This window comes from Geodermatophilus poikilotrophus, assembly GCF_900111455.1.
GTDB lineage: Bacteria > Actinomycetota > Actinomycetes > Mycobacteriales > Geodermatophilaceae > Geodermatophilus > Geodermatophilus poikilotrophus.
Genome location: NZ_FOIE01000004.1, coordinates 355,031 through 376,402, shown reverse-complemented (window position 1 = coordinate 376,402; position 21,372 = coordinate 355,031). Strand labels below are relative to the sequence as shown.

Sequence of the window (21,372 nt, the reverse complement as noted above, 5' to 3'; positions counted from 1 at the left end):
GCGGCCACGGCGGGGATCACAGTGCGTCGGCGTCCTGCGTGGGGCCCGGTGCGCCCTCCTCGGGGCTGGCGCCGGCGTCCGGGCGACCCGTGCCCGGCTGTGGCGGGGGGACCGGGCCGTCGGGCAGCTCGGGTGCGGAGGTGTTGTGCCGCAGCAGCCGCCACCGGCCGCTCTGCTCGACCAGCTCGCTCCACGCGCAGTTCGCCAGCGGGCCGAAGACGCGGCGGTGCTCGGGGCCCAGTCCGAGCAGGGCCTCGATCAGGCGTGCGGAGGTCCCGCCGTGGGTCACGACCACGGCCGCCGGCGCCTCGGGGAGGTCGCGCAGCGCGGCCAGCGCGCGCGCGGGCACGTCGGCGGAGTCCTCCCCACCGCGCCCGGTGATGGGCCGGCCGGCCAGCCAGTCGGCGTACTGCTCGGGATGGCGCTCGGCGACCTCCTGCCGGGTGAGCCCCTCCCACGAGCCCATGTGGACCTCGCGCAGGCGGGGGTCCAGCCGCAGCGGCACAGCGAGCACGTCGGTGAGCGCGACGGCGGTCTCGGCGGCCCGCCCGAGGTCGCTGGAGACGACGAGGGTGCCCTCGGGCAGCGGCGCGGCCAGGTGCGGGGCGGCCCGCCGCGCCTGGCGGCGGCCCACTTCGTCCAGCGGCGGGTCCAGCTGGCCCTGGAAGCGCCCCGCGGCGTTCCACTCGGTGCGCCCGTGCCGCCAGAGGACCAGCCGCGGGATCGGCAGTGCCGGGACGTCGCTCACCTGCCCGTCGCCTCCGGGGCGGCCGGGTCCTCCTCCGGCGGTCCGCCGTCCGCCGAGGTCTCGCCCACCGGGGCGTCGTCCGCGGGCTCGGGCCGCAGGGGCGTCGGGTCGGCGCTGGCCGGGTCGACGTCGTCGGCCGACAGCGTCGCGGTGCTCGCGGGAGCCGTCCCGTCGGACCGGCCCCCCTCGGGCTGCGTGCCGTCGGACGGTGCCGCGCTGTCGACGAAGGGGATCGTCGGGCAGTCCTTCCACAGCCGCTCCAGCGCGTAGTACGCGCGCTCCTCGGCGTGCTGCACGTGGACGACGACGTCGACGAAGTCGAGCAGCACCCAGCGCGCCTCGGCCACGCCCTCCCGGCGCACCGGCTTGACGCCGTGCCGGCGGAGGCGCTCTTCGACCTCGTCGACGATGGCCTGCACCTGGCGCTCGTTGGGCGCCGAGGCGAGCACGAAGGCGTCGGTGATGGCCAGCCGCTCGCTGACGTCGACGATCGCGACGTTGGTCGCCAGCTTGTCCGCGGCGGCCTGGGCGGCCAGCAGTGCGGTCTCCCGCGCCTCGGTCGAGGCGGTCATCGGGGTACCTCCTGGAGCTCGGTGGTCGGTGGTTCGGGAGGCGGGCCCTCGGTCCGGGGAGTCGTCGCCGGCGGGCGGTCGCAGGTCGGGCGGTCCCCGGAGGGCCCGGCACCGGTTCCACCCTCGCGGGCGGGGCTGCGGGCCGCGTCGGGCGTGCGGTACAGCCCGCGCTTCTCGATGTACTGCACGACGCCGTCGGGCACGAGGTACCAGACCGGCATCCCCCGGCCCACGCGGGCGCGGCAGTCGCTGGAGCTGATCGCCAGCGCCGGCACCTCGACCAGGCTCACCGTCCCCTCCGGCAGGTGGGAGGCCCCCAGGTCGAAGCCGGGGCGGGTGACGCCGATGAAGTGCGCCAGGGCGAAGCAGGCGTCGCTGTCCCTCCAGCTGAGGATCTGCGAGAGCGCGTCCGCGCCGGTGATGAAGAACAGCTGGTCGTCGGGCCGCTGCCGCTGCAGGTCGCTGAGCGTGTCGATCGTGTACGTGGGGCCGCCACGGTCGACGTCCACTCGGCTCACGGAGAACCGCGGGTTGGAGGCGGTGGCGATGACGGTCATGAGGTAGCGGTCCTCCGCCGGTGCCACCTCGCGGTCGCTCTTCTGCCACGGCTGGCCGGTGGGCACGAAGACCACCTCGTCCAGGCCGAACAGGACCGCCACCTCGCTCGCGGCCACGAGGTGCCCGTGGTGGACGGGGTCGAACGTCCCGCCCATCACCCCGACCCGCCGACCTGCCACCGAACGAGACTATCCGGAGCTCGCCGAGCCCCGTGGCCCTCCTGCAGGAGCCCGCCGCGAGCCTGCGAGTGGTGGGGAGCAGGAGGGTCCTCCTTCAGAGCGTGGTGATGAAGTCCGCGAGCTGGGCGGCGTTGCGGCACTCCACCATGTCGACGACCTCGCCGTAGCGGTCGGCGGCGGAGTCCCCGCTGCCCCACAGCCGGCGGGGCTCGGGGTTGAGCCAGTGCGCCGTGCGGGAGCGGCGGACGAGGTCGGCCAGCACCGGCAGCCCCGGCGGGCGGTAGTTGGTGCGCCCGTCGCCGAGCACGAGCAGCGACGTCTTCGGCCCCACCGCCGAGGCCCAGCGGTCGGCGAAGACCTCGAACGCCGTCCCGTAGTCGCTGTGCCCGTCGAACCCGACGACGTCGGCTTCCCGGCCGATCCGGGCGACCGCGTCGGCGACGTCGGCGCCGGGACGGAAGAAGCGGGTCACCTCGTCGGTGGAGTCCACGAAGGCGAAGGCCCGCACGCCGGAGAAGTGCTCGCGCAGCGCCTGGGTCAGCATCAGCGTGAAGTGGCTGAACCCGGCCACCGAGCCGCTGACGTCGCAGAGCACCACCAGCTCCGGCTTGTGCACCTTGCGCGGCCGGTGGTGGGTCACCACCGGCACGCCGCCGGTGCCCAGCGACGCCCGGACGGTCCTGCGGAAGTCCAGCCGGCCCTCCCGGCCCAGCCTCCGCCGCGCCGAGAGCCGGACGGCCAGCCGCCGGGCCAGCGGGGCCACGGTCCGGCGCAGTTCGGCGAGGTCGGCGGCCTGGGCGCGCAGGAAGTCGACCTGGTCGGCCAGCGGGCGGACGGCGTTCTTCGCGACCCTGTCCCGGCCGCGCTCGGCCGCCGTCCGCCGCCGGACCTCGGCCTCCACCGCGGCCCGGAAGGCGGCCAGCCGCTCGCGCACCGTCTGCCGGGCCACCTGCTCGGCCAGCCCGCCGCGCCCGGCATCCCCGAGCAGGCCGGCCAGCAGCTGGGCGACCAGGGTGTCCGGCGAGAGCGCCCGCATCACCCGGTAGCTGAAGAAGGACTGGCCCGACGGCGACGGCGCCGTCCGGCCCAGCAGGTCGACCGCCTCGCGCGCGAAGCGGCGCAGCGCCTCCTCGTCGCCGTCGAGCAGCAGCCGGCGCAGCTCCTCGCGCATGAGCTGCGCCAGGTCGGTGCCGTCCGGCAGGTCGAGGGTCGGCTCGCCGGGCTCCCCCGGCTCGCCGTCGTCCGGGTCACCGGCCGAGGCGAGCGCCGGCCGGTCGGACAGCGGCCACCACAGGTCGAACAGCACGTCGTAGGCCGGCCGCTGCGCCGCCCGCTGGAGCAGCACCGCCGCCAGCCCGTGCCGCAGCTGCTCGCGGTCGAGCAGGTCGACCACGGTGAGGATCTCGGCGGCGTCGACGGCCTGGCTGATGCCGACCGGGATGCCGGCGTCCCGCACCGCGCGGACGAAGCCGTCGAGGTGCTCGGCGAGCCCGCCGGACCTGGCAGCCGGAGCCGCCATCAGTTCAGCCGCAGCTCGGCCGCGGCCCGGTCCTGGTCGCTGGCGTGCTTGAGCACCACTCCCAGGGTCGAGCGCACGGCGTCCTCGTCGAGGGTGTCCAGGCCCAGCTCGAGCAGCGTCTGCGCCCAGTCGAGGGTCTCGGAGATCGACGGCGACTTCTTCAGCTCCAGCGCGCGCAGCGCCCGCACGGTGCGCACCAGCTGCTCGGCCAGGCCGGGCGCGAGGTCGGGCACGCGGGAGAGCACGATCTCGCGCTCCCGCTCGGCCGACGGGTAGTCCAGCGCCAGGTACAGGCAGCGCCGCTTCAGCGCCTCGGACAGCTCGCGGGTGGCGTTGGAGGTCAGCACCACCATCGGCCGGCGCACCGCGGTGACCGTGCCCAGCTCGGGGATCGTCACCTGGAAGTCGGACAGGACCTCCAGCAGTAGACCCTCGACCTCGACGTCGGCCTTGTCCGTCTCGTCGATCAGCAGCACGGTCGGCTCGCTGCGCCGGATCGCGGTCAGCAGCGGCCGGGAGAGCAGGAACTCCTCGCCGAAGATGTCGTCGTGGACGATGCCCCAGTCGGCGCCGTCGGTGCCCTGCGCCGCCTGGATGCGCAGCAGCTGCTTCTTGTAGTTCCACTCGTACAGCGCCCGCGCCTCGTCGAGGCCCTCGTAGCACTGCAGCCGGATCAGCTCCGAGCCGGTGGCCGCCGCCAGCGCCTTGGCCAGCTCGGTCTTGCCCGTGCCCGCCGGTCCCTCGACCAGCAGCGGCTTGCCCAGCCGGTCGGCGAGGAACACCGTGGTGGAGATCCGGGCGTCGGGCAGGTAGCCGACCGCCGCCAGCCGCTTGCCGACGTCGGAGACCGAGGAGAACTGCGGGGACTGCGACGGCGGGCGGGGCATGCGGCTCCTCGGTCGGGTGGCGGGGTGGGCCGGATGTGGAGCTCAGCGGGTGTGGCCGCTGCCGGTGACGACGTAGGTGGTGGAGGTCAGCTCCGGCAGCCCCAGCGGACCGCGGGCGTGCAGCTTCTGCGTGGAGATGCCGATCTCGGCGCCGAACCCGAACTCCCCGCCGTCGGTGAACCGGGTCGAGGCGTTGACCAGGACGGCGGCGGCGTCCACGCCGGCGGTGAAGTCGGCGACGGCGCGCGCGGAGTCGGCGACGATCGCCTCGGAGTGCCCGCTCCCCCACCGCTCGATGTGGTCCAGCGCCTGCGGCAGGTCGTCGACCACGCGCACCGCCATGTCCATCGACAGGTACTCGGTGGCCCAGTCCTCGTCGGTCGCGGGGACGACGGCGTCGTGGGCCGCCCGGGCTGCGTCGTCCCCGTGCAACGTCACGCCGGCGTCGGCCAGCGCGGTCAGCAGGCGGGGCAGGAAGGCCACGTCGCGGTGCACCAGCAGCGTCTCGGCGGCGTTGCAGACGCTGACCCGGTGGGTCTTGGCGTTGAGCACGATGGCCTCGGCGGTCGCGGGGTCGGCCGAGGCGTCGACGTAGACGTGGCAGTTGCCCTCGCCGGTCTCGATGACCGGCACGCGCGCCTCGCGCACCACGCGCTGGATCAGCGAGGCCCCGCCGCGCGGGATCACCACGTCGACCAGGCCGCGGGCGTTCAGCAGCTCGCCCACGGACGCGCGGTCGGCCGGCAGCAGCTCGACCGAGCCGGCCGGCAGCCCGGTTTTCTGCGCCGCCTCGGTGAGGACGGCGACCAGCGCCGTGTTGGTCCGGAACGCCGACGCCGAGCCGCGCAGCAGTGCCGCGTTGCCGCTCTTGAGGCACAGGCCCGCGGCGTCGACGGTCACGTTGGGCCGGGCCTCGTAGACGATGCCGACCACGCCGAGGGGCACCCGGACCTGGCGCAGCTGCAGCCCGTTGGGCAGCGTCGACCCGCGGACGACGTCGCCGACCGGGTCGGGCAGCGCGACCAGCTGGCGCAGTGCGTCGGCCACCCCGGCGATCCGGCCGGGATCCAGCCGCAGCCGGTCGAGGACCGAGGCCGGGGTGCCGTCGGCCGCGGCCGCCTCGACGTCGGCGGCGTTGGCGGCGAGCACCTCGTCGGCCCGCTCGACCAGCGCATCGGCCATGGCGCGGAGCGCGGCGTCCTTGGTGTCGGTGGGCAGGGTGCGCAGCACCCGGGCAGCGGCGCGGGCGCGCAGCGCCGCGGCCCCGATCAGCGGCAGGCCGGAGACGTCGGACACGCCCGAGAGCGTACGCGGGCGCCCGCGGTCCTCCGGCTCCCTCGGCTCGGGACCGCCGTGCGAGAATGATTCTCATGAACACCTGGACGACGCGTGCCGTGACCGCCGCGACCGCCTCGGCCGCCGCCCTCGCGCTGGCCGGGTGCGGCGGCTCCGACGACGCCGCCGCGGGCGGCTCCGGTGACGGGCTGACCGTCGTCGCGGGCTTCTACCCGCTGGAGTGGGCGGCGCAGCGCGTCGGTGGCGACCGGGTGGACGTCTCCTCGCTCACCCCGCCCGGCGCCGAGGCCCACGACCTGGAGCTCGCCCCGCAGGACGTCGCGGCGGTCGCCGGGGCCGACCTGCTCGTGTACCTGCAGGGCTTCCAGCCGGCCCTCGACGAGGTCGCCGCGACCGAGGCCGCCGACACCGCCTGGGACGCCGGCCCGGCCGCCGACCTCATCCCGACCGCCAAGGGGCACGGCCACGAGGGCGAGTCCGCCGAGGAGCACGCCGCGCACGCGGAGGAGGGCGCCGAGGACGGCGAGGCGCTCGACCCGCACTTCTGGCTGGACCCGGTGCGCCTGGCATCCGTCGGGGACGCGCTGGCCGAGCGGCTGGCCGAGGCCGACCCCGACGGCGCGGCCGGCTACGAGCAGGACGCCGCCGCGCTGCGCGCGGACCTCGAGGCGCTGGACGCCGAGATCCAGGCCGGCCTGGCCGGCTGCGCGGTGGACACCCTGGTCACCGGCCACGAGGCGTTCGGCTACCTCGCCGACCGCTACGGTCTCGAGGTGGTCGGCATCAGCGGGCTCAGCCCCTCCCAGGAGCCGGACCCCGCGCAGCTCGCGGAGATCACCGCCCTCGTCCGGGAGCGCGGGGTGACCACCGTCTACACCGAGACCCTCGTCGACCCCGCCGTCGCCGAGACCGTCGCGACCGAGGCCGGGGTGCGGACCGCCGTCCTCGACCCGATCGAGGGGCTGACCGACGAGTCGGCCGGCAGCGACTACCTCGAGGTCATGCGGGCCAACCTGGCCACGCTGCAGGAGGGCCAGTCCTGCCCATGAGCGCCATCCGGCTGCGGGACGCCCGCATCGGCTACGGCGACGTCACCGTCGTCCAGGGCGTTGACCTGACCGTGGCCGACGGCGAGGCGGTCGCCGTCCTGGGCTCCAACGGCTCGGGCAAGACCACGCTGGCCCGCGGCCTGCTCGGCCTGGCCACGGTGCTGGGCGGTGAGGTGGAGGTCCTCGGCGCCCCGGTCGGGCGCCCGCGCGAGCGCGGCCGGATCGGCTACGTGCCGCAGCGGCACACGGTGAGCGGCGCGGTCCCGGCGACCGTGCGCGAGGTGGTCGGGGTCGGCCGGCTGGCCCGGCTGGGCCCGTTCGGCCGGCTGCGCCCGGCCGACCGCGCCGCGGTGCGGAGCGCCGTCGCCGCCGTCGGGCTGGCCGACCGGCTCGGCGACCCGGTCGCCTCGCTGTCCGGAGGACAGCAGCGCCGGGTGCTGGTGGCCCGCGCACTGGCCGCCGAGCCGGAGCTGCTGGTCATGGACGAGCCGACCGCCGGGGTGGACGCCGCCAGCCAGGACGCGCTCGCCGCCGTCCTGGCCGACGTGTCGGCCACCGGGACCACGCTGCTCGTCGTCACGCACGAGACGGCCGCGCTGGCCGGCGTCCTCACCCGAGCGGTCGTCGTCGACCACGGCCGGATCGCCTACGACGGGCCACTGGCCGAGGCCGGGGTCGAGGCCACGACCGACGGGCACCACCACCCCGAGGGCACCGGGCTGGCGCCCTCGCGCGGGTACCGCCTGGACCAGCCCCGGGTGACCACGGACGGAGGGCGCTGACGTGGAGGTCCTCGAGTACGGGTTCATGCAGCGGGCGCTGCTGGCCTCGCTCATGGTCGGCCTGGTGGCCCCGGCGGTCGGCGTCTTCCTCGTGCAGCGCCGGCTCTCGCTCCTCGGTGACGGCCTCGGGCACGTGGCCCTCACCGGTGTCGCGATCGGCGTCCTCACCTCCACCGCCCCGGTCGGGACGGCGCTGGTGGCCGCCGTGCTCGGCGCGGTGCTCATCGAGCTGGTCCGCGCCCGCGGCCGCACCAGTGGCGACGTCGCCCTCGCCGTCCTCTTCTACGGCGGCATCGCCGGCGGCGTGGTGCTGCTGAGCCTCGCCCCGCAGGGGCAGGCCACCAACCTCGAGGCGTACCTGTTCGGCGCGATCACCACCACGACCACCGCGGACGTCGCGGTCTTCGGCGTCATCACCGTCGTGGTGCTCGGTGTCGTGTGGCTGCTCGGGCAGCGGTTGTACGCGGTGAGCGACGACGAGGAGTACGCCCGCGCGGTGGGCCTGCCGGTCCTGGCGCTGAACACGGTGCTCGCGGCCCTGGTGGCGGCGACCGTCGTCCTCTCCATGCGGGTCGTCGGCCTGCTCCTGATCAGCGCGCTGATGATCGTGCCCAGCGCGGTGGCCCAGCAGCTGGCCCGCAGCTTCCGCCAGACGCTGTACCTGGCCTGCGGGATCGGGCTGGTGACCAGCGTCGCCGGCACGACCGCGTCCTACTACACCGGCACGCCGTCCGGCGGCACCATCGTGCTGCTGGCCATCGCCCTGTTCCTGCTGGCCACGGGGTCGGTCGCGGTGCGCGAGGCGACCGCCCGCCGCCGGCACCGGCGCCGCGCCGAGGTGCACGCCGCCCACCCGCACGAGCACGGTGCGGGCTGCGGGCACCCCGCGGTCCTGCACGGCGACCACGTCGACTACGACCACGACGGGCACCTGCACGCCCCGCACCGCACCGGCGCGGGCGTGCACTACGACGAGCACGGCCAGCACGCGGCGCCGCCCGCGGGGACGGGAGGGCGGGCATGACGGAGGCTCCCCGCCGCCAGACCCGGCAGCGCAGCGCCGTCCTGGCCCTGCTTGACGACCAGGACGGCTTCCGCACCGCCCAGGACCTGCACGCGCTGCTGCGCGAGCGCGGGGACGCCGTCGGCCTCGCGACGGTCTACCGGGCGCTGCAGGCCCTGGTGGACGACGGCCTGGTCGACGTGCTGCGGACCGAGGGCGAGGCCGCCTACCGGCGCTGCTCGCCGGTGCACCACCACCACCTGGTGTGCCGCTCCTGCGGGCGCACCGTCGAGGTCGCCGACCCACCCGTCGAGAGGTGGGCCGCCCGCGTAGCCGCCCAGCACGGCTTCGCCGACGTGCAGCACCAGCTCGAGGTCTTCGGCACCTGCGCGGCCTGCGCCACCCACTGAGCGGTCCGGTCACCACACGGTGTGGATGGCGGGAACTCGACGAGCGCGGCGTCGCTCGTGACGACGGGGAGGACTCCAGCACCGCCTGCGCGACGATCACCCGGTCGTGGGTGTCGCGCGGGAGCGCGATCACTCCCACCGAGCCAGTTTGTCGTCCGGCAGGGCTCGGAGAAGGCCTCGGGGACGGAGCCCGCCACGAAGCCGACGGGGCGGGGTGCGGGCTCGTCGACCGGTACGAGGCGCACCACCGGCCGGCCGCCCCGCGCGATGACGACCTCCTCGCCGCGCTCGGCGGCCGCGAGCAGCGGCGCGGCTCAGCGGTAGGGGTCGGTGATCTCCCGCAGCCGCTCGAGGGCGGCGCGCAGCTGCGCGGTGACCTCCTCGCCGAGGTGCGCCGTCCACTCGGCCTCCACCTCCGCCTCGACCCGGCGGGCCAGCGCCACGACGGCCTGGCCACGCCCGGCGATCTGCACCAGCCGCGCCCGCCCGTCGGTCGGGTCGGGGACCCGCCGCACGTAGCCGGCCCGCTCCAGCTGGTCGACGAGGTGGTTCGCGGTCTGCTTGGTCACCAGGGCCTGCGCGGCCAGGTCGGTGAGCCGGGTGCCGCCTGGGCCGATCCGTGCGGCGATGCGCCCCTGCGCGATGGTGAGGTCGTCGAAGCCCTCGGCCGCCAGCGTCGCGAGCAGCCGGGCCTCCATCGCCCGGTGCGGGTAGAAGCACAGGAGGGCCAGGTTCTGGCGGCCCTGACCTCCGTGGTCCCGGGGGTCCCCGTCCTGCCGGACCTCGTCACAAACGCTCACGGTCCCCCTTGACGATGGTCAGACCACCTGACTAAATGGTACGAACATCGTACCAACCCGGTGGAGGGGTCGTGGACCTCGACGACGTGTGGCGCAGCATCGACTCCGAGCGGCTGAGCCTGGCCGACCTGCTCGACGACCTCTCTCCCGGCGAGTGGGAGACCCCATCCCTCTGCTCCGGCTGGCTGGTGCGGGACGTCGCGGCCCACCTGACCCAGGCGCACATGGGGTACCGGGACGCGCTCGTCGGCGCCGTCCGGGCGCGCGGCAGCTTCGACCGGATGATCCGGGACGCGGCGCTGCGCAGCGGCCCCCTGCCCCCGCAGGAGTGCAGCCGGCGGATCCGGGCGATGGCCGGCTCCCGGCGGCGGGCGCCCATGGTCAGCCCGCTCGAGCCGCTCATCGACGTCCTCGTGCACGGTCAGGACATCGCCGTCCCGCTGGGCAGACAGCGGCCGGTTCCCCCGGTCCCCGCGGCCGTGGCAGCGCAGCGGGTCTGGGACATGGGTTTCCCGTTCCGGGCGCGGAAGCGGCTGGCCGGCCTGCGGCTGCGGGCCACCGACGGCGACCTCGTGCTGGGCGAGGGCGCGCCGGTCGAGGGCGCGACCGGTGACCTCCTCCTCCTGGTCACCGGCCGCACCGCCACGGTGCACCGGCTCTCCGGCGAGGGCGTGCAACGGCTGCCGGCGGCGCACGGCCACCGGCGGGACGCGAGGAGGACGACATGACCCTGGGCGTGGTGACCGACGTGTCCGCACCCCTGGAGACCTACGACGCCGTCCACGCGGCGGTGCTGGAGCGGAGCGGCACGGCCGTCGACGGCCTGCTGCTGCACCTCGCCCGATCCACCACAGACGGGTTCCAGGTGATCGAGGTATGGGAGTCGCGCGAGGACTACGAGCGCGGCAACCAGGAGGTGGTCGGACCGGTGTTCGCCGAGGTGCTGCGGGGACGGGCAGCGCCCTCCGTGGTGATCACCGAGTTCGAGGTCCGCGGCCTGGTGGCCCCGGCGGGCGCGGTGGTGACGTGAGGGAACGGCCGCCCGCCAGCGGCCCGCGCGGAGCCGGCGGCGGGCGAAGGAGCCCCTCGTTCAGTTGAGGGCGCGGGTGCCGGCCGGCAGCGTGCCGCCGCGCACCACCCCGACCGTGGCGTCCTGCAGCGCGGTCAGCGCGACCCGCTGCGTGAACGGCCCGGTGGAGACGCGGGCCACGCCGAGCTCCTGCATCTCGCGGGCGGGCAGCGAGGCGCCGGGCACGCTGATCAGCGTCAGCCGGTTGCGGCCCAGGCCCTCGACGACCGCGGCGATCTCGTCGCGGTCGACCAGGCGTGGCACGAAGACGACCGGCGCACCGGCCTCCAGGTAGGCGCGGCCGCGGCGGATCGCCTCGGCGACGAGCTCTCCGCGGTCGGCGCCCTCGGGAGCGCGGACGAAGGTGTCGGTGCGGGCGTTGAGCACGAAGTCGATCCCGGCGTCCCGGCCGGCGCGCAGCACCGCCTCGACGGCGGCGACGGCCTCGTCGAGCGGCCGCATCTGGTCCTCGAGGTTGCCGCCGACGACGCCGAGCCCGATGGCGCGGCGCGCGGTCTCCCCGGGGTCCCCGTAGCCGGCCTCCATGTCCATGCTCACCGGCAGGTCCACGGCGGCGGCGATCCGGCCGACCATGTCCAGGTGCAGGTCGAGCGGGATGTTCTCGCCGTCCTCGTAGCCGAAGGTCGCGGCGATCCCGTGACTGGCGGTGGCCAGGGCGCGGACCCCCTCGGTGCCCGCCACCACCCGGGCGGAGACGACGTCCCACACGTTGGCGAGGACCAGGATCTCCGGGGCGGTGTGCAGGTCGAGCAGGGTGCGGGCGCGGCTGGCGAGGTCGGTCACGCCGGCCACGCTACGGCCGGGTCAGCCGGCGTGTCGCGCGAGCCGGTGCCGCAGCCCGCCGCGGACGGCCGGCCACTCGGCGTCGGTGGTGGAGAAGACGACGGTGTCCCGCAGTGACCCGCCCGGCATCCGCCCGTGGTTGCGCAGCACACCGTCCTGCTTGGCGCCCAGCCGGGCGATCGCCGCCCGGGACTGCCGGTTGTGCCAGTGCGTGCGGAACTCCACCGCCAGGCAGCCGACGGTCTCGAACGCGTGGGTGAGCAGCAGCAGCTTGCTCTCGGCGTTGACCCCGGTGCGCTGCGCGGAGGCGGCCGTCCAGGTGTAGCCGACCTCCAGCCGCGGGACGGCGAGGTCGGCGTGGCAGTAGGTCGTCGCCCCGACCACCGCGCCGTCGGCGTTCCGGCGGACGACGAACGGCAGCATCTCCCCCGCCTCCTGCCGGGTCAGCCGCGCCTCGACGCCCGCCGCCATCCCCGCCGGCGTGGGCACCGACGTGTACCAGAGCTCCCACAGCCGGCCGTCGGACACGGCGACCGCGAGCTCGTCGGTGTGCCCGCGGTCCAGCGGCTCGAGGGTCACCACGTCGCCGGTCAGGGTCACCGGCGCGAAGTCCGCCACGTCAGCCCCGGTCCCGGAGCGCCCGCAGCGCGGCCTTGCGCGCCTCCCCGGTGAGCCGGTCGAGGAAGACCTTGCCGTCGAGGTGGTCGACCTCGTGCTGCAGCGCCCGGGCCATCAGGCCGGTGCCCTCCAGCCGCAGCGGCTCGCCGTGCACGTCGAAGCCCTCCACCACGGCGTGCACCGCCCGGACCGTGGGCGCCCACAGGCCGGGGATGGACAGGCAGCCCTCGTCGCCGTCCTGGGTCTCCTCGGAGAGCTCCACGAGCCGCGGGTTGACCACGGAACCGATGCGCCCGTCGACGTTGTAGGAGAAGGCGCGCAGTCCCACGCCGATCTGCGGTGCGGCGACGCCGGCCCGGCCGGGGTCGGCGACGGTGTCCTCGAGGTCGCGGACCAGCGCGGCCAGCCCCCTGTCGAAGCTGCGCACCTCGTCGGCGGGGGTGCGGAGGACCGGGTCACCGAGCTCGCGGATGGGACGGATCGTCACGGTCGGCAGTCTCCCAGTGCGGGTACCGGCAGGCCGACGGCGGGAGGTCGCCATGACACCACGCGCGGAGCCGCTCCGGCTCCCCACCGGGTACGGCACCCCCAGCACCACCCTCGACTGGGCCGCGGTCCGCTCGCGGCTCGCGGCGGCGCGGCAGTACTGGGTGGTCACCTGCCGGGCCGACGGCCGGCCGCACGTCGTCCCCGTGGACGGGCTGTGGCTCGACGACGTCTGGTACTACGGCGGCGGGGACGACGCGGTGCACGTCCGCACCGCACGCGACCGCCCCCAGGTGGCCGTGCACCTGCCGGACCCCCAGCAGGCCGTCGTCGTCGAGGGCCGCGTGCGACCGGCCCGCCCGGACCCGGCACTGGCCCGCCGGCTGGCCGAGGAGTCCCGCGCGAAGTACCCCGAGTACGGCTCCGGCGCCGAAGCGGCCACCTTCGCGGGGGCGCTGGCACTGGACCCCGTCCGCGTGCTGGCGTGGACGTCCTACCCCGCGGACGCGACCAGGTTCGTCTTCGCGACCTGAGGGAGGATCCCCTGCCCCCCGCCGCTCGCAGGCTCGCGGCGGGGCCAGGCAGGGGGCCGGTCACCCCGGTGGCGGGCGTCGGTCGCGGTCCGCAGACCAGCCGGCCAGCACCGAGGCCCGGCACCGGGCGGGCTCGTCCCCCGCTGCGAGGAACGCCGCGACCGCCAACTCGGGGCCGTGCAGCGCCAGCGCCTCCGCGGGCAGCACGCCGGTCACGACGAGCATCGCCAACCCGTGCCCCGCGGCCCAGCACCGCGTGGCCACCGCGAGCGGGTCGGACGTCCCGGCGAAGCGGCCGGCCTGGCAGGCCCGGTCCGCGGCCTCGACGAGCAGGGCGAAGGCGTCGTCGGCGACCGCCGGGTCCTCGAGGTCGGCCGCCGCGTCGAACATCGCCCGGTACAGGAACGGGTCGGCCCGGGCGCTGTCGAGGTAGGCGGCGCCCAGCGCGGCGAGGTCCCGCACCGGGTCGTCGGTGCGGGGCACCGTGGCGAGGCGCCGGCCGAGCCGGACGAAGCCCTCGGAGCGCACGGCCCGCCACAGCCCGGGCATGCCCCCGAAGTGCGTGTAGAGCGCCGTCGTCGACGTCCCTACCCGGTCGGCGAGCGACCGGGCGGTCACCGGTTCGCGACGGGCGAGCAGTTCGGCGGCCGTCTCGAGGAGTGCGAGGCGGACGGCGGGATCCGCGGCGCGAGGCATGTTGCCAAGCATAGCGGAACGGTGTTACATAACACTGTCACGTCATCGACCCCGGAGGAGTCCCCGTGCCGATCCAGCTGTCCAACCCGCCCGGCATCCCCGCCCCGGAGTTCTACCGCCAGGTGGCCGTGGCCACGGGCTCGCGCACCGTCTACCTGGCCGGCCAGGTCGCCCGGACGGCGGACGGGGAGCCGGTGGGTGCCGGCGACCTCGCCGCACAGGTGGAGCAGGCCTACCTCAACGTGGCCACCGCCCTCGCCGCGGTGGGTGGGGGCTTCGACGACGTCGCCAAGCTCACCCTGTACGTCGTGGACTGGTCACCGGAGAAGCTGGCCGCCCTGGGCGCAGGGGTGGGCCGCGCCGCCGAGCGTCTCGGCCTCGACCTCACCAAGCCGGTGACGCTGCTGCCGGTGACCGCGCTCGGCGAGCCGGACCTGCTCGTCGAGGTGGACGCCGTCGCCGTCCTCCCCTGACAGAGGACCCCCGCCTCCCGACCTCGGCCCCGGCCCCGGCCCCGGCCCCGGCCGGAGGCTCGCCCCGAGCCCTGACGGCCCGCTTGCAGGGCCCCGCCGCGAGCCTGCGAGCGGCGGGGGCAAGGGGGTCCTTCGAGAGGAGGCCGGGGTCCTCCGTCAGCCCAGGGACGGGCGGCGGACGAGCACCATCTCGTCGCGGTGCACGATCTCGCGCTGGTACTCCGGGTCCAGCTCGCTGGTCTTGCGGCCCAGCAGCGGTGGCAGCTCCCGGGCGTCGTAGGCGACCAGGCCGCGGGCCACCACGACGCCGTCGGGGCCGACCAGCTCCACCGGGTCGTCGGCGAGGAACTCCCCCGCCACGTCGGTGATGCCGGCCGGCAGCAGCGAGGCGCCACGCTCGCGCAGCGCCCGGACCGCGCCCTCGTCGAGGTGCAGCCGGCCGCGCGGCCGGGTGGCGAAGCGCAACCAGAACTGGCGGGCACGGGGCCGGGGACCCATGACGGCGAAGCGGGTGCCCACCTGCTCCCCGGCCAGCGCGGCCGCGGCCTGCGCGGTCGAGGTCACGACGACGGGGACGCCGGCGTGCGCGGCGATCAGCGCGGCCTCGACCTTGGTGGCCATCCCCCCGGTGCCCACGCCGTTGCGGCGGGCGGTGCCGAGGGTGACCTGACCGAGGTCCCCGGGGTCGCGCACGGTGTCGATCAGCTGCGCCGGGCCCTGCCGCGGGTCGCCGTCGTAGACGCCGTCGACGTCGCTGAGGAGCAGCAGCGCGTCCGCCCGGGCGACGTGCGCCACCAGCGCGGCCAGCCGGTCGTTGTCGCCGAACCGGATCTCCTCGGTGGCCACCGTGTCGTTCTCGTTGACGATCGGCAGCACACCGAGGGTCAGCAGCCGCTCTAGGGTGCGCTGGGCGTTGCGGTAGTGGCTGCGCCGGGTCAGGTCGTCGGCGGTCAGCAGCACCTGGCCGACGGTGACGTCGTGCCGGGCGAAGGCGTCGGCGTAGGTCTGCACCAGCCGCAGCTGCCCCACGCTGGCCGCGGCCTGGGCGGTGGCGAGGTCCCGCGGCCGGCCCACGACCCCCAGCGGGGCCAGGCCGGCGGCGATCGCCCCGGAGGAGACGAGGACGACCTCGCGGCCCTGCCCGTGCACCGCGCCGAGGACGTCGACCAGGGCGGTCAGCCGCTGCTCGTCCAGCCCGCCGGGCAGGCTGGTCAGCGACGACGAGCCGACCTTCACCACGACCCGGCGCGCCCCGGCGACCTCCGCGCGCAGGTTCACGCGTCGTCCTCGGGCAGGTCGTCGTCGGTCCAGGTCTCGGTGAGCTCGTAGGGCACCCGGCGGGCCCGCTTGGCGGCCAGCCGCTCCTCGGCGCGCACCCGGTGCGGCGCGTCGATGCGGGAGTCGGTGCCCCGACCGCCGAGGCCGGCGGTCTCCTCGACGCTCAGCGTGCCGGCCGGCAGCGTCGGCACGAAGTCGAAGGCGACGTCGCCGATGACGATGGTGTCGCCCTCCTGCGCGCCGGCCTCCTGCAGGGCGTCCTCGACGCCGAGCCGGTTGAGCCGGTCGGCGAGGAAGCCCACGGCCTCGTCGTTGGTGAAGTCGGTCTGGCGCACCCAGCGCTCGGGCTTGGTCCCGCGCACGAGGAAGGTGCCCGCGTCCTCCGGGTCGCGCTCGACGGCGAAGCCGCTGTCGTCGACCGCGCGCGGGGTGAGGGTGACCCGTACCGGCTCGGGCTCGGGCAGCGCGGCGCGGTACTCCTCCACCGCCTGTGCCAGCGCGAAGCCGAGCTCGCGCAGCCCCTCGCCGGTCGCGGCGCTGACCGGGAACACCTGCAGGCCGCGCTGCTCCAGCGGCTCGCGGACCAGGTCGACCAGCTCGCGCCCGTCGGGCACGTCGATCTTGTTGAGGACGGCGACCCGCAGCCGGTCGACGAGGTCCTCCCGGTACTGCGCCAGCTCGTGCTGCAGCGCCTCGATGTCGCTCTCCGGGTCGCGGCCGGGCTCCATCGTGGCCATGTCGACGACGTGCACCAGGACGGCGCAGCGCTCGATGTGGCGGAGGAACTCCAGCCCCAGTCCGCGGCCCTCGGATGCGCCGGGGATGAGCCCGGGGACGTCGGCCATCGTGAAGACGGTGTCGCCGGCGCGGACGACGCCGAGGTTCGGCACCAGCGTGGTGAACGGGTAGTCGGCGATCTTCGGCCGCGCCGCGGACATGGCCGCGATCAGCGAGGACTTGCCCGCCGACGGGAAGCCGACCAGGCCGACGTCGGCGATGCTCTTGAGCTCGATGACGGCGTCGAAGGCCTCGCCGGGCTCCCCGAGCAGCGCGAAGCCCGGCGCCTTGCGGCGAGCGTTGGCCAGCGCGGCGTTGCCCAGGCCGCCCTTGCCGCCGTGCGCCAGGACGACCCGGGTGCCGGTGCCGACGAGGTCGGCGATCACCCGGCCGTCGGGGGTGCTGACCACGGTGCCGGCGGGGACGCGCAGCACGCGGTCCTCGCCGCGGGCGCCGTGGCGGTTGCTGCCCTCGCCGGGGCGGCCGTTGCCGGCCTTCTGGTGCGGGCGGTGGTGGAAGTCCAGCAGCGTGTGCACGCTGGGGTCCACCTCGAGGACGACGTCCCCGCCGTTGCCGCCGTTGCCCCCGTCGGGGCCGCCGAGCGGCTTGAACTTCTCGCGGTGGATCGAGGCGACGCCGTGCCCGCCGTTGCCGGCGGCGACGTGGACGACCACGCGGTCGACGAAAGCGGCCATGTGTCAGCTATCCCGAGACGCCACGAGCGCACGGGCCGAGGCCCGTGCGCTCGTGAAGCGGATCGTTCGAGTGCTCAGGCTTCGACCGCGGAGATGGAGACGGTCTTGCGTCCCCGCCGCGTACCGAAGGTGACCGCGCCGGGCTGCAGCGCGAACAGCGTGTCGTCGCCGCCGCGGCCGACGCCCAGGCCCGGGTGGAAGTGGGTCCCGCGCTGGCGGACGATGATCTCGCCGGCCTTCACGACCTGGCCCCCGAAGCGCTTGACGCCGAGGCGCTGCGCGTTCGAGTCGCGGCCGTTGCGGGAGGACGAGGCGCCCTTCTTGTGTGCCATGTCGTCGTCAGCCCTTCGTGATGTCGCGGACCACGACGTCGGTGAGGGGCTGACGGTGCCCCTGCCGCTTGTGGTAACCGGTCTTGTTCTTGAACTTGTGGATGCGGATCTTCGGGCCCTTGCCGTGGCCGACGATCTCGCCGGTCACGGTCACGCCCGCCAGCGTCTCCGCGTCGCTGGTGACGGTGTCGCCGTCGACCAGGAGCAGGGCCGGGAGGGTGACGGTGTCGCCCGCCTCACCCACGAGACGGTTGACCGTGAACCGGTCGCCCACGGCCACCTTGTGCTGCCGGCCACCGGCCTTCACGACTGCGTACACCACTGAACTCCTCGATCGCGTCTGTCATGTCCTGCGTGCGCCCGGACGTCGGGCGCCGGGTGCTGGACGGGTTGCCCGCCTCCCAGGCGGCACCGTGCGGTGCGCGGCACCGGGGCGGTGCAACCCGACCAGCGTACCCGAGCGGCGGACAGCCGGTCGAACCGGGGAAGGCCCCCCTGCCCTCCCCCGGCGCGGCCCCGTCCCTCAGGACGCCGGCGGTCCGGCCGGGCGGCTGGCGGCCCGGCGGCGGCGCGGGCGGGTGACCGGCGCGGCGGTCCCGCTGCCGTCGTCGGCCACCGGCGGCTGGGTCTCCCCCGCCGCCCCCTCGACCGACGGCGTGCCGACGGGCGCCGGCTCCGTGGGGGGCTCGGCGTCCACGGGGCCGGGGTCGTCCGGGCCGGCGCCGGCGGGCACGGCCTCGTCGTCGGGCCCCGCGGCGCCCACGGCCCGGTCCACCGGCTCGGCGAGAGACGGCTCGGCGAGCGCCTGCACCGCGGGGGCCGGTCCCGGAGCGGGCGCCGCGGGAGCCGGCTCCTGAGCGGGCTCGGCAACGGGCTCGGGCGCCTGCTCCGGGGTCACCGCGTCGGGCTGGTCGGGCTCGACGTCCGCGACCTCGGGGCCGGACGCGTCGGCGTCCTCGGCGGCCGCGGCGAGCACCGCGGCGTCCTCGGCCGCGCGCTCCTCCCCGGACTGGCTGCGGTTGCGGCGGCCGCGGTTGCGCCGGCTCCCGCCGGAGCGCTGGTTGTCGCCCTCGCCGTCCGCACCGTCCGGGACCGGTGCCTCAGCACCGACCGCGGCGGCCTCGGCCGGCTCGGCGTCCTTGCCGCCGGCGTCCCTCGCGCCGTTGTCCTTCGCGCCGTTGTCCTTGCCGCGCTGCTGGTCGCGACGGCCGGTGCCGCCGTTGCCGCCCCCGGCGTTCCCGCCGCCGCGGCGCTTCTCGTCGACCGGGTCGACGTGCACGACCACGCCCCGGCCGCGGCAGTGCTCGCACGGCTCGGAGAAGACCTCGAGCAGCCCCTGGCCGACCCGCTTGCGGGTCATCTGCACCAGGCCCAGCGAGGTGACCTCGGCGACCTGGTGCTTGGTGCGGTCGCGACCCAGGCACTCGGTCAGCCGCCGCAGCACCAGGTCGCGGTTGCTCTCGAGCACCATGTCGATGAAGTCGATGACGATGATGCCGCCGATGTCGCGCAACCGGAGCTGGCGGACGATCTCCTCGGCCGCCTCCATGTTGTTGCGCGTGACCGTCTGCTCGAGGTTGCCGCCGGAACCGGTGAACTTGCCGGTGTTGACGTCGACCACGGTCATCGCCTCGGTGCGGTCGATGACCAGCGAGCCGCCCGAGGGCAGCCACACCTTGCGGTCCAGCGCCTTGGCCAGCTGCTCGTCGATGCGCAGGTCGCGGAAGACGTCACCCTCGCCGGTGTGCCGGGCCAGCCGGCCGACCAGCTCCGGGGAGACGTGCGCGACGTAGGCCTCCACGGTGTCCCAGGCGTCGTCGCCCTGGACGACGAGCTCCTTGAAGTCCTCGTTGAAGACGTCGCGGATGACCCGGATGGCCAGGTCCGGCTCCCCGTAGAGCAGCGACGGCGCGTTGGAGGAGGACTCCGCCTTCTTCTGGATGACGTCCCACTGCGCCTGCAGCCGGTTGACGTCGCGGGTCAGCTCCTCCTCCGAGGCGCCCTCGGCGGCGGTGCGGATGATGACGCCGGCGTCCTCGGGGACGATCTTCTTGAGGACGTCCTTGAGCCGCTGGCGCTCGGTGTCGGGCAGCTTGCGGCTGATGCCGGTCATCGAGCCGCCGGGCACGTAGACCAGGAACCGGCCGGGCAGGTTGACCTGCTGGGTGAGCCGGGCGCCCTTGTGGCCGATGGGGTCCTTGGTGACCTGCACCAGCACCTTGTCGCCGGACTTCAGCGCCTGCTCGATGGAGCGCTGCTTGCCGGACAGCCCGGCGGCGTCCCAGTTGACCTCACCGGCGTACAGGACGGCGTTGCGCCCCTTGCCGATGTCGATGAACGCCGCCTCCATGCTGGGCAGCACGTTCTGCACCCGGCCGAGGTAGACGTTGCCGGCGAAGGACGTCGCCTGCGCCTGGGTGACGTAGTGCTCGACGAGGACGTCGTCCTCGAGGACGGCGATCTGCGTCCGCTCGCCCCGCTGGCGGATGACCATCTTGCGGTCCACCGCCTCGCGGCGTGCGAGGAACTCGGCCTCGGTGAGGATCGGCGCCCGGCGGCGGCCGTTGTCCCGGCCGTCGCGGCGGCGCTGGCGCTTGGCCTCCAGCCGCGTGGAGCCGGCGACGCCCTTGACGTCCTCGTCGCTGGTGGTGCGCCCGTTGCGGCCGGCCCGCTCGGGGCGGTCGTCGTCGCTCTCGACGACGGCCTCGCCGCCCTCCCCGCTGCTTCCGCGGCGCCGCCGACGGCGCCGGCGGCGGGTGCTGGAGCCGGCCTCGCCCTCGTCGTCCCCGGCGGTGTCCTCACCGCTGTCGGCGTCGGTGTCGCCCTCGGTGTCCTCGTCGGCGCCCTGCTCGTCGCCGGGGTCCTCGTCGGAGTCGTCGTCGGTGTCGGCGGCGTCCTCGCCGCTGCGCCCACGCCCGCGGCCGCGCCGGCCCCGGCGGCGCCGCCGGCTGGCCGAGGACCCGTTGTCGTCGGTGTCGTCGGCGCCGGCGTCGTCCTCGGCCTCGGCGGCCTGGTCCTCGTCGGCGTCGGTGTCGTCGTCCTCGGCCACCGCGGGCGTCTCGTCGGCGCCGCCGGAGCGCCGCCGCGAGCGGCTGCGCCGCGAGCGCGGCGCCGGGGTCTCCTCCTCGGCGTCCTCGGCCGGCTCCGCCTCGGCCTCCTCGACCGGAGGCGACTCGGCGAGCGGACGGCGGCTGCGCCGGCGCGGCAGGGGCGGGACGTCGGTCTCGGCGGGCGCCACGAAGCTCACGAACGCCGGGATGGTCGGGGCCGCGGGCGGCACCGGCGGGTGGTCGCCGGGATCGGCCGCGCCGGCCGGGCGGGTGGCCCGCCGGCGGGGACGGGCGATGACCGCGGTCGGCTCCGGGGAGCTGAACTGGGCGCCGAAGCGGGAGACCGGGGGCTCCTCGGGGTCGGCCGCGGGCTCGGGAGCGGGCTCGGGAGCCGCCTCCGCGGCCGCGGTGTCCTCCGCGGCGGCCTGCTCGCCGGCGTCGTCGTCCTCGCCGGCCTCGGCGGCCTGCAGCTCGGCCTCCGCCGCGGGGGTCTCGCCCCCCTGCGGCAGCAGAGCCGGGTCGAGGCCCTCGTCGGCCGTGTGGGTGCTGTCCTGTGTCTGGTCGGCCACGGGTGGCTCGCCTCCTGTGTGGTGCTCCCGGGCGCCGATCGCAGGGACTGGCGGCCGCGCAGGAGCACGGGGTTGGGCGGGTCGGGCCCCCGCGCCGGGTGCGGCGGCAGGCTCGGCTCGCGAAGTCTGTGGGCCGGTGTCCGGGCGAGGAGTTGCCGCGGCCGGGCGCCGGTGGTGCAGGTCTCAGGT

The 21,372-nt window shown here is 75.8% G+C and carries 24 protein-coding genes; 8 read left to right on the top strand and 16 right to left on the bottom strand.

The features are described from left to right. Positions 1 to 16: 16 nt before the first annotated feature. From BMW27_RS11670 to BMW27_RS11645, 6 genes are all read right to left on the bottom strand, one after another. The gene (locus BMW27_RS11670) at positions 17 to 748 is read right to left on the bottom strand and encodes a histidine phosphatase family protein (RefSeq protein ID WP_091444021.1); all 732 of its coding nucleotides are present in this window, start codon (positions 746 to 748) and stop codon (positions 17 to 19) included. After that, positions 745 to 1,320 carry a ribosome silencing factor gene (gene rsfS, locus BMW27_RS11665; protein ID WP_091444019.1) on the bottom strand — a complete coding sequence of 192 codons (576 nt, stop codon included), beginning with the start codon at positions 1,318 to 1,320 and terminating at the stop codon, positions 745 to 747. Before rsfS ends, BMW27_RS11670 begins: the two co-directional genes overlap by 4 nt. Further along, the gene (gene nadD / locus BMW27_RS11660) at positions 1,317 to 2,057 is read right to left on the bottom strand and encodes a nicotinate-nucleotide adenylyltransferase (RefSeq protein ID WP_245743493.1); all 741 of its coding nucleotides are present in this window, start codon (positions 2,055 to 2,057) and stop codon (positions 1,317 to 1,319) included. Before nadD ends, rsfS begins: the two co-directional genes overlap by 4 nt. Before the next feature lie 94 nt (positions 2,058 to 2,151). Beyond that, positions 2,152 to 3,576: a vWA domain-containing protein gene (locus BMW27_RS11655; protein ID WP_091444014.1), complete on the bottom strand. Its 1,425-nt coding sequence runs from the start codon at positions 3,574 to 3,576 to the stop codon at positions 2,152 to 2,154. Continuing rightward, positions 3,576 to 4,463, bottom strand: coding sequence for an AAA family ATPase (locus BMW27_RS11650; RefSeq protein WP_091444011.1), 888 nt, complete (start codon positions 4,461 to 4,463; stop codon positions 3,576 to 3,578). Before BMW27_RS11650 ends, BMW27_RS11655 begins: the two co-directional genes overlap by 1 nt. 42 nt (positions 4,464 to 4,505) lie before the next feature. Next, positions 4,506 to 5,759: a glutamate-5-semialdehyde dehydrogenase gene (locus tag BMW27_RS11645; protein ID WP_217638130.1), complete on the bottom strand. Its 1,254-nt coding sequence runs from the start codon at positions 5,757 to 5,759 to the stop codon at positions 4,506 to 4,508. Between the two features lie 74 nt (positions 5,760 to 5,833). Between BMW27_RS11645 and BMW27_RS11640 the strand changes: the two genes are divergently transcribed. The 4 genes from BMW27_RS11640 to BMW27_RS11625 are packed head-to-tail and all read left to right on the top strand — an operon-like array spanning position 5,834 to position 9,003. Beyond that, the gene (locus tag BMW27_RS11640) at positions 5,834 to 6,808 is read left to right on the top strand and encodes a metal ABC transporter substrate-binding protein (protein WP_091444009.1); all 975 of its coding nucleotides are present in this window, start codon (positions 5,834 to 5,836) and stop codon (positions 6,806 to 6,808) included. Next, on the top strand, positions 6,805 to 7,590 hold the full coding sequence (locus BMW27_RS11635; RefSeq protein ID WP_091444007.1) for a metal ABC transporter ATP-binding protein: 786 nt from the start codon (positions 6,805 to 6,807) through the stop codon (positions 7,588 to 7,590). Before BMW27_RS11640 ends, BMW27_RS11635 begins: the two co-directional genes overlap by 4 nt. A 1-nt stretch (position 7,591) precedes the next feature. After that, on the top strand, positions 7,592 to 8,614 hold the full coding sequence (locus BMW27_RS11630) for a metal ABC transporter permease (protein WP_091444004.1): 1,023 nt from the start codon (positions 7,592 to 7,594) through the stop codon (positions 8,612 to 8,614). Further along, on the top strand, positions 8,611 to 9,003 hold the full coding sequence (locus BMW27_RS11625; RefSeq protein ID WP_091444002.1) for a Fur family transcriptional regulator: 393 nt from the start codon (positions 8,611 to 8,613) through the stop codon (positions 9,001 to 9,003). The genes BMW27_RS11630 and BMW27_RS11625 overlap by 4 nt, the downstream gene beginning before the upstream one ends. A 314-nt stretch (positions 9,004 to 9,317) precedes the next feature. On the opposite strand, the gene BMW27_RS11615 is transcribed toward BMW27_RS11625, so the two are convergent. After that, positions 9,318 to 9,803 (bottom strand): MarR family winged helix-turn-helix transcriptional regulator, encoded by a 486-nt coding sequence (locus BMW27_RS11615; RefSeq protein WP_245743491.1) that lies wholly within the window; start codon positions 9,801 to 9,803, stop codon positions 9,318 to 9,320. Positions 9,804 to 9,874: 71 nt separating this feature from the next. Here BMW27_RS11615 and BMW27_RS11610 point away from each other — a divergent pair, with 71 nt between their 5' ends. Next, complete coding sequence (locus BMW27_RS11610) at positions 9,875 to 10,531, top strand: maleylpyruvate isomerase family mycothiol-dependent enzyme (protein ID WP_091443996.1); 657 nt, start codon at positions 9,875 to 9,877, stop codon at positions 10,529 to 10,531. Continuing rightward, entirely contained in the window at positions 10,528 to 10,833 is a 306-nt protein-coding gene (locus BMW27_RS11605) for a hypothetical protein (RefSeq protein ID WP_091443992.1), read from the top strand. Before BMW27_RS11610 ends, BMW27_RS11605 begins: the two co-directional genes overlap by 4 nt. Positions 10,834 to 10,893: 60 nt before the next feature. Here BMW27_RS11605 and BMW27_RS11600 read toward each other — a convergent pair whose 3' ends face one another. The 3 genes from BMW27_RS11600 to BMW27_RS11590 are packed head-to-tail and all read right to left on the bottom strand — an operon-like array spanning position 10,894 to position 12,781. Beyond that, positions 10,894 to 11,676: an isocitrate lyase/PEP mutase family protein gene (locus BMW27_RS11600; RefSeq protein WP_091444322.1), complete on the bottom strand. Its 783-nt coding sequence runs from the start codon at positions 11,674 to 11,676 to the stop codon at positions 10,894 to 10,896. 21 nt (positions 11,677 to 11,697) lie between these two features. Then, complete coding sequence (locus BMW27_RS11595) at positions 11,698 to 12,294, bottom strand: GNAT family N-acetyltransferase (protein ID WP_091443989.1); 597 nt, start codon at positions 12,292 to 12,294, stop codon at positions 11,698 to 11,700. A gap of 1 nt (position 12,295) precedes the next feature. Then, entirely contained in the window at positions 12,296 to 12,781 is a 486-nt protein-coding gene (locus BMW27_RS11590; protein WP_091443986.1) for a peptide deformylase, read from the bottom strand. Between the two features lie 52 nt (positions 12,782 to 12,833). Here BMW27_RS11590 and BMW27_RS11585 point away from each other — a divergent pair, with 52 nt between their 5' ends. After that, positions 12,834 to 13,313: a pyridoxamine 5'-phosphate oxidase family protein gene (locus BMW27_RS11585; RefSeq protein WP_175486482.1), complete on the top strand. Its 480-nt coding sequence runs from the start codon at positions 12,834 to 12,836 to the stop codon at positions 13,311 to 13,313. A 60-nt stretch (positions 13,314 to 13,373) separates the two neighbouring features. On the opposite strand, the gene BMW27_RS11580 is transcribed toward BMW27_RS11585, so the two are convergent. Continuing rightward, on the bottom strand, positions 13,374 to 14,009 hold the full coding sequence (locus BMW27_RS11580; RefSeq protein WP_091444315.1) for a TetR/AcrR family transcriptional regulator: 636 nt from the start codon (positions 14,007 to 14,009) through the stop codon (positions 13,374 to 13,376). A 65-nt stretch (positions 14,010 to 14,074) separates the two neighbouring features. Between BMW27_RS11580 and BMW27_RS11575 the strand changes: the two genes are divergently transcribed. Beyond that, positions 14,075 to 14,482 carry a RidA family protein gene (locus tag BMW27_RS11575; protein ID WP_091443982.1) on the top strand — a complete coding sequence of 136 codons (408 nt, stop codon included), beginning with the start codon at positions 14,075 to 14,077 and terminating at the stop codon, positions 14,480 to 14,482. Positions 14,483 to 14,638: 156 nt separating this feature from the next. Here the strand turns inward: BMW27_RS11575 and proB are convergent, their stop codons facing one another. From proB to BMW27_RS24345, 5 genes are all read right to left on the bottom strand, one after another. After that, positions 14,639 to 15,760 (bottom strand): glutamate 5-kinase, encoded by a 1,122-nt coding sequence (gene proB / locus BMW27_RS11570; RefSeq protein WP_217638129.1) that lies wholly within the window; start codon positions 15,758 to 15,760, stop codon positions 14,639 to 14,641. Continuing rightward, entirely contained in the window at positions 15,757 to 17,232 is a 1,476-nt protein-coding gene (gene obgE / locus BMW27_RS11565) for a GTPase ObgE (protein ID WP_091443978.1), read from the bottom strand. Before obgE ends, proB begins: the two co-directional genes overlap by 4 nt. A 74-nt stretch (positions 17,233 to 17,306) precedes the next feature. Continuing rightward, the gene (gene rpmA, locus BMW27_RS11560; RefSeq protein WP_012947748.1) at positions 17,307 to 17,564 is read right to left on the bottom strand and encodes a 50S ribosomal protein L27; all 258 of its coding nucleotides are present in this window, start codon (positions 17,562 to 17,564) and stop codon (positions 17,307 to 17,309) included. A gap of 7 nt (positions 17,565 to 17,571) precedes the next feature. Then, positions 17,572 to 17,883: a 50S ribosomal protein L21 gene (rplU, locus tag BMW27_RS11555; protein WP_072911969.1), complete on the bottom strand. Its 312-nt coding sequence runs from the start codon at positions 17,881 to 17,883 to the stop codon at positions 17,572 to 17,574. 204 nt (positions 17,884 to 18,087) lie between these two features. Continuing rightward, positions 18,088 to 21,183, bottom strand: coding sequence for an Rne/Rng family ribonuclease (locus tag BMW27_RS24345; protein ID WP_091443974.1), 3,096 nt, complete (start codon positions 21,181 to 21,183; stop codon positions 18,088 to 18,090). Positions 21,184 to 21,372 lie beyond the last annotated feature (189 nt).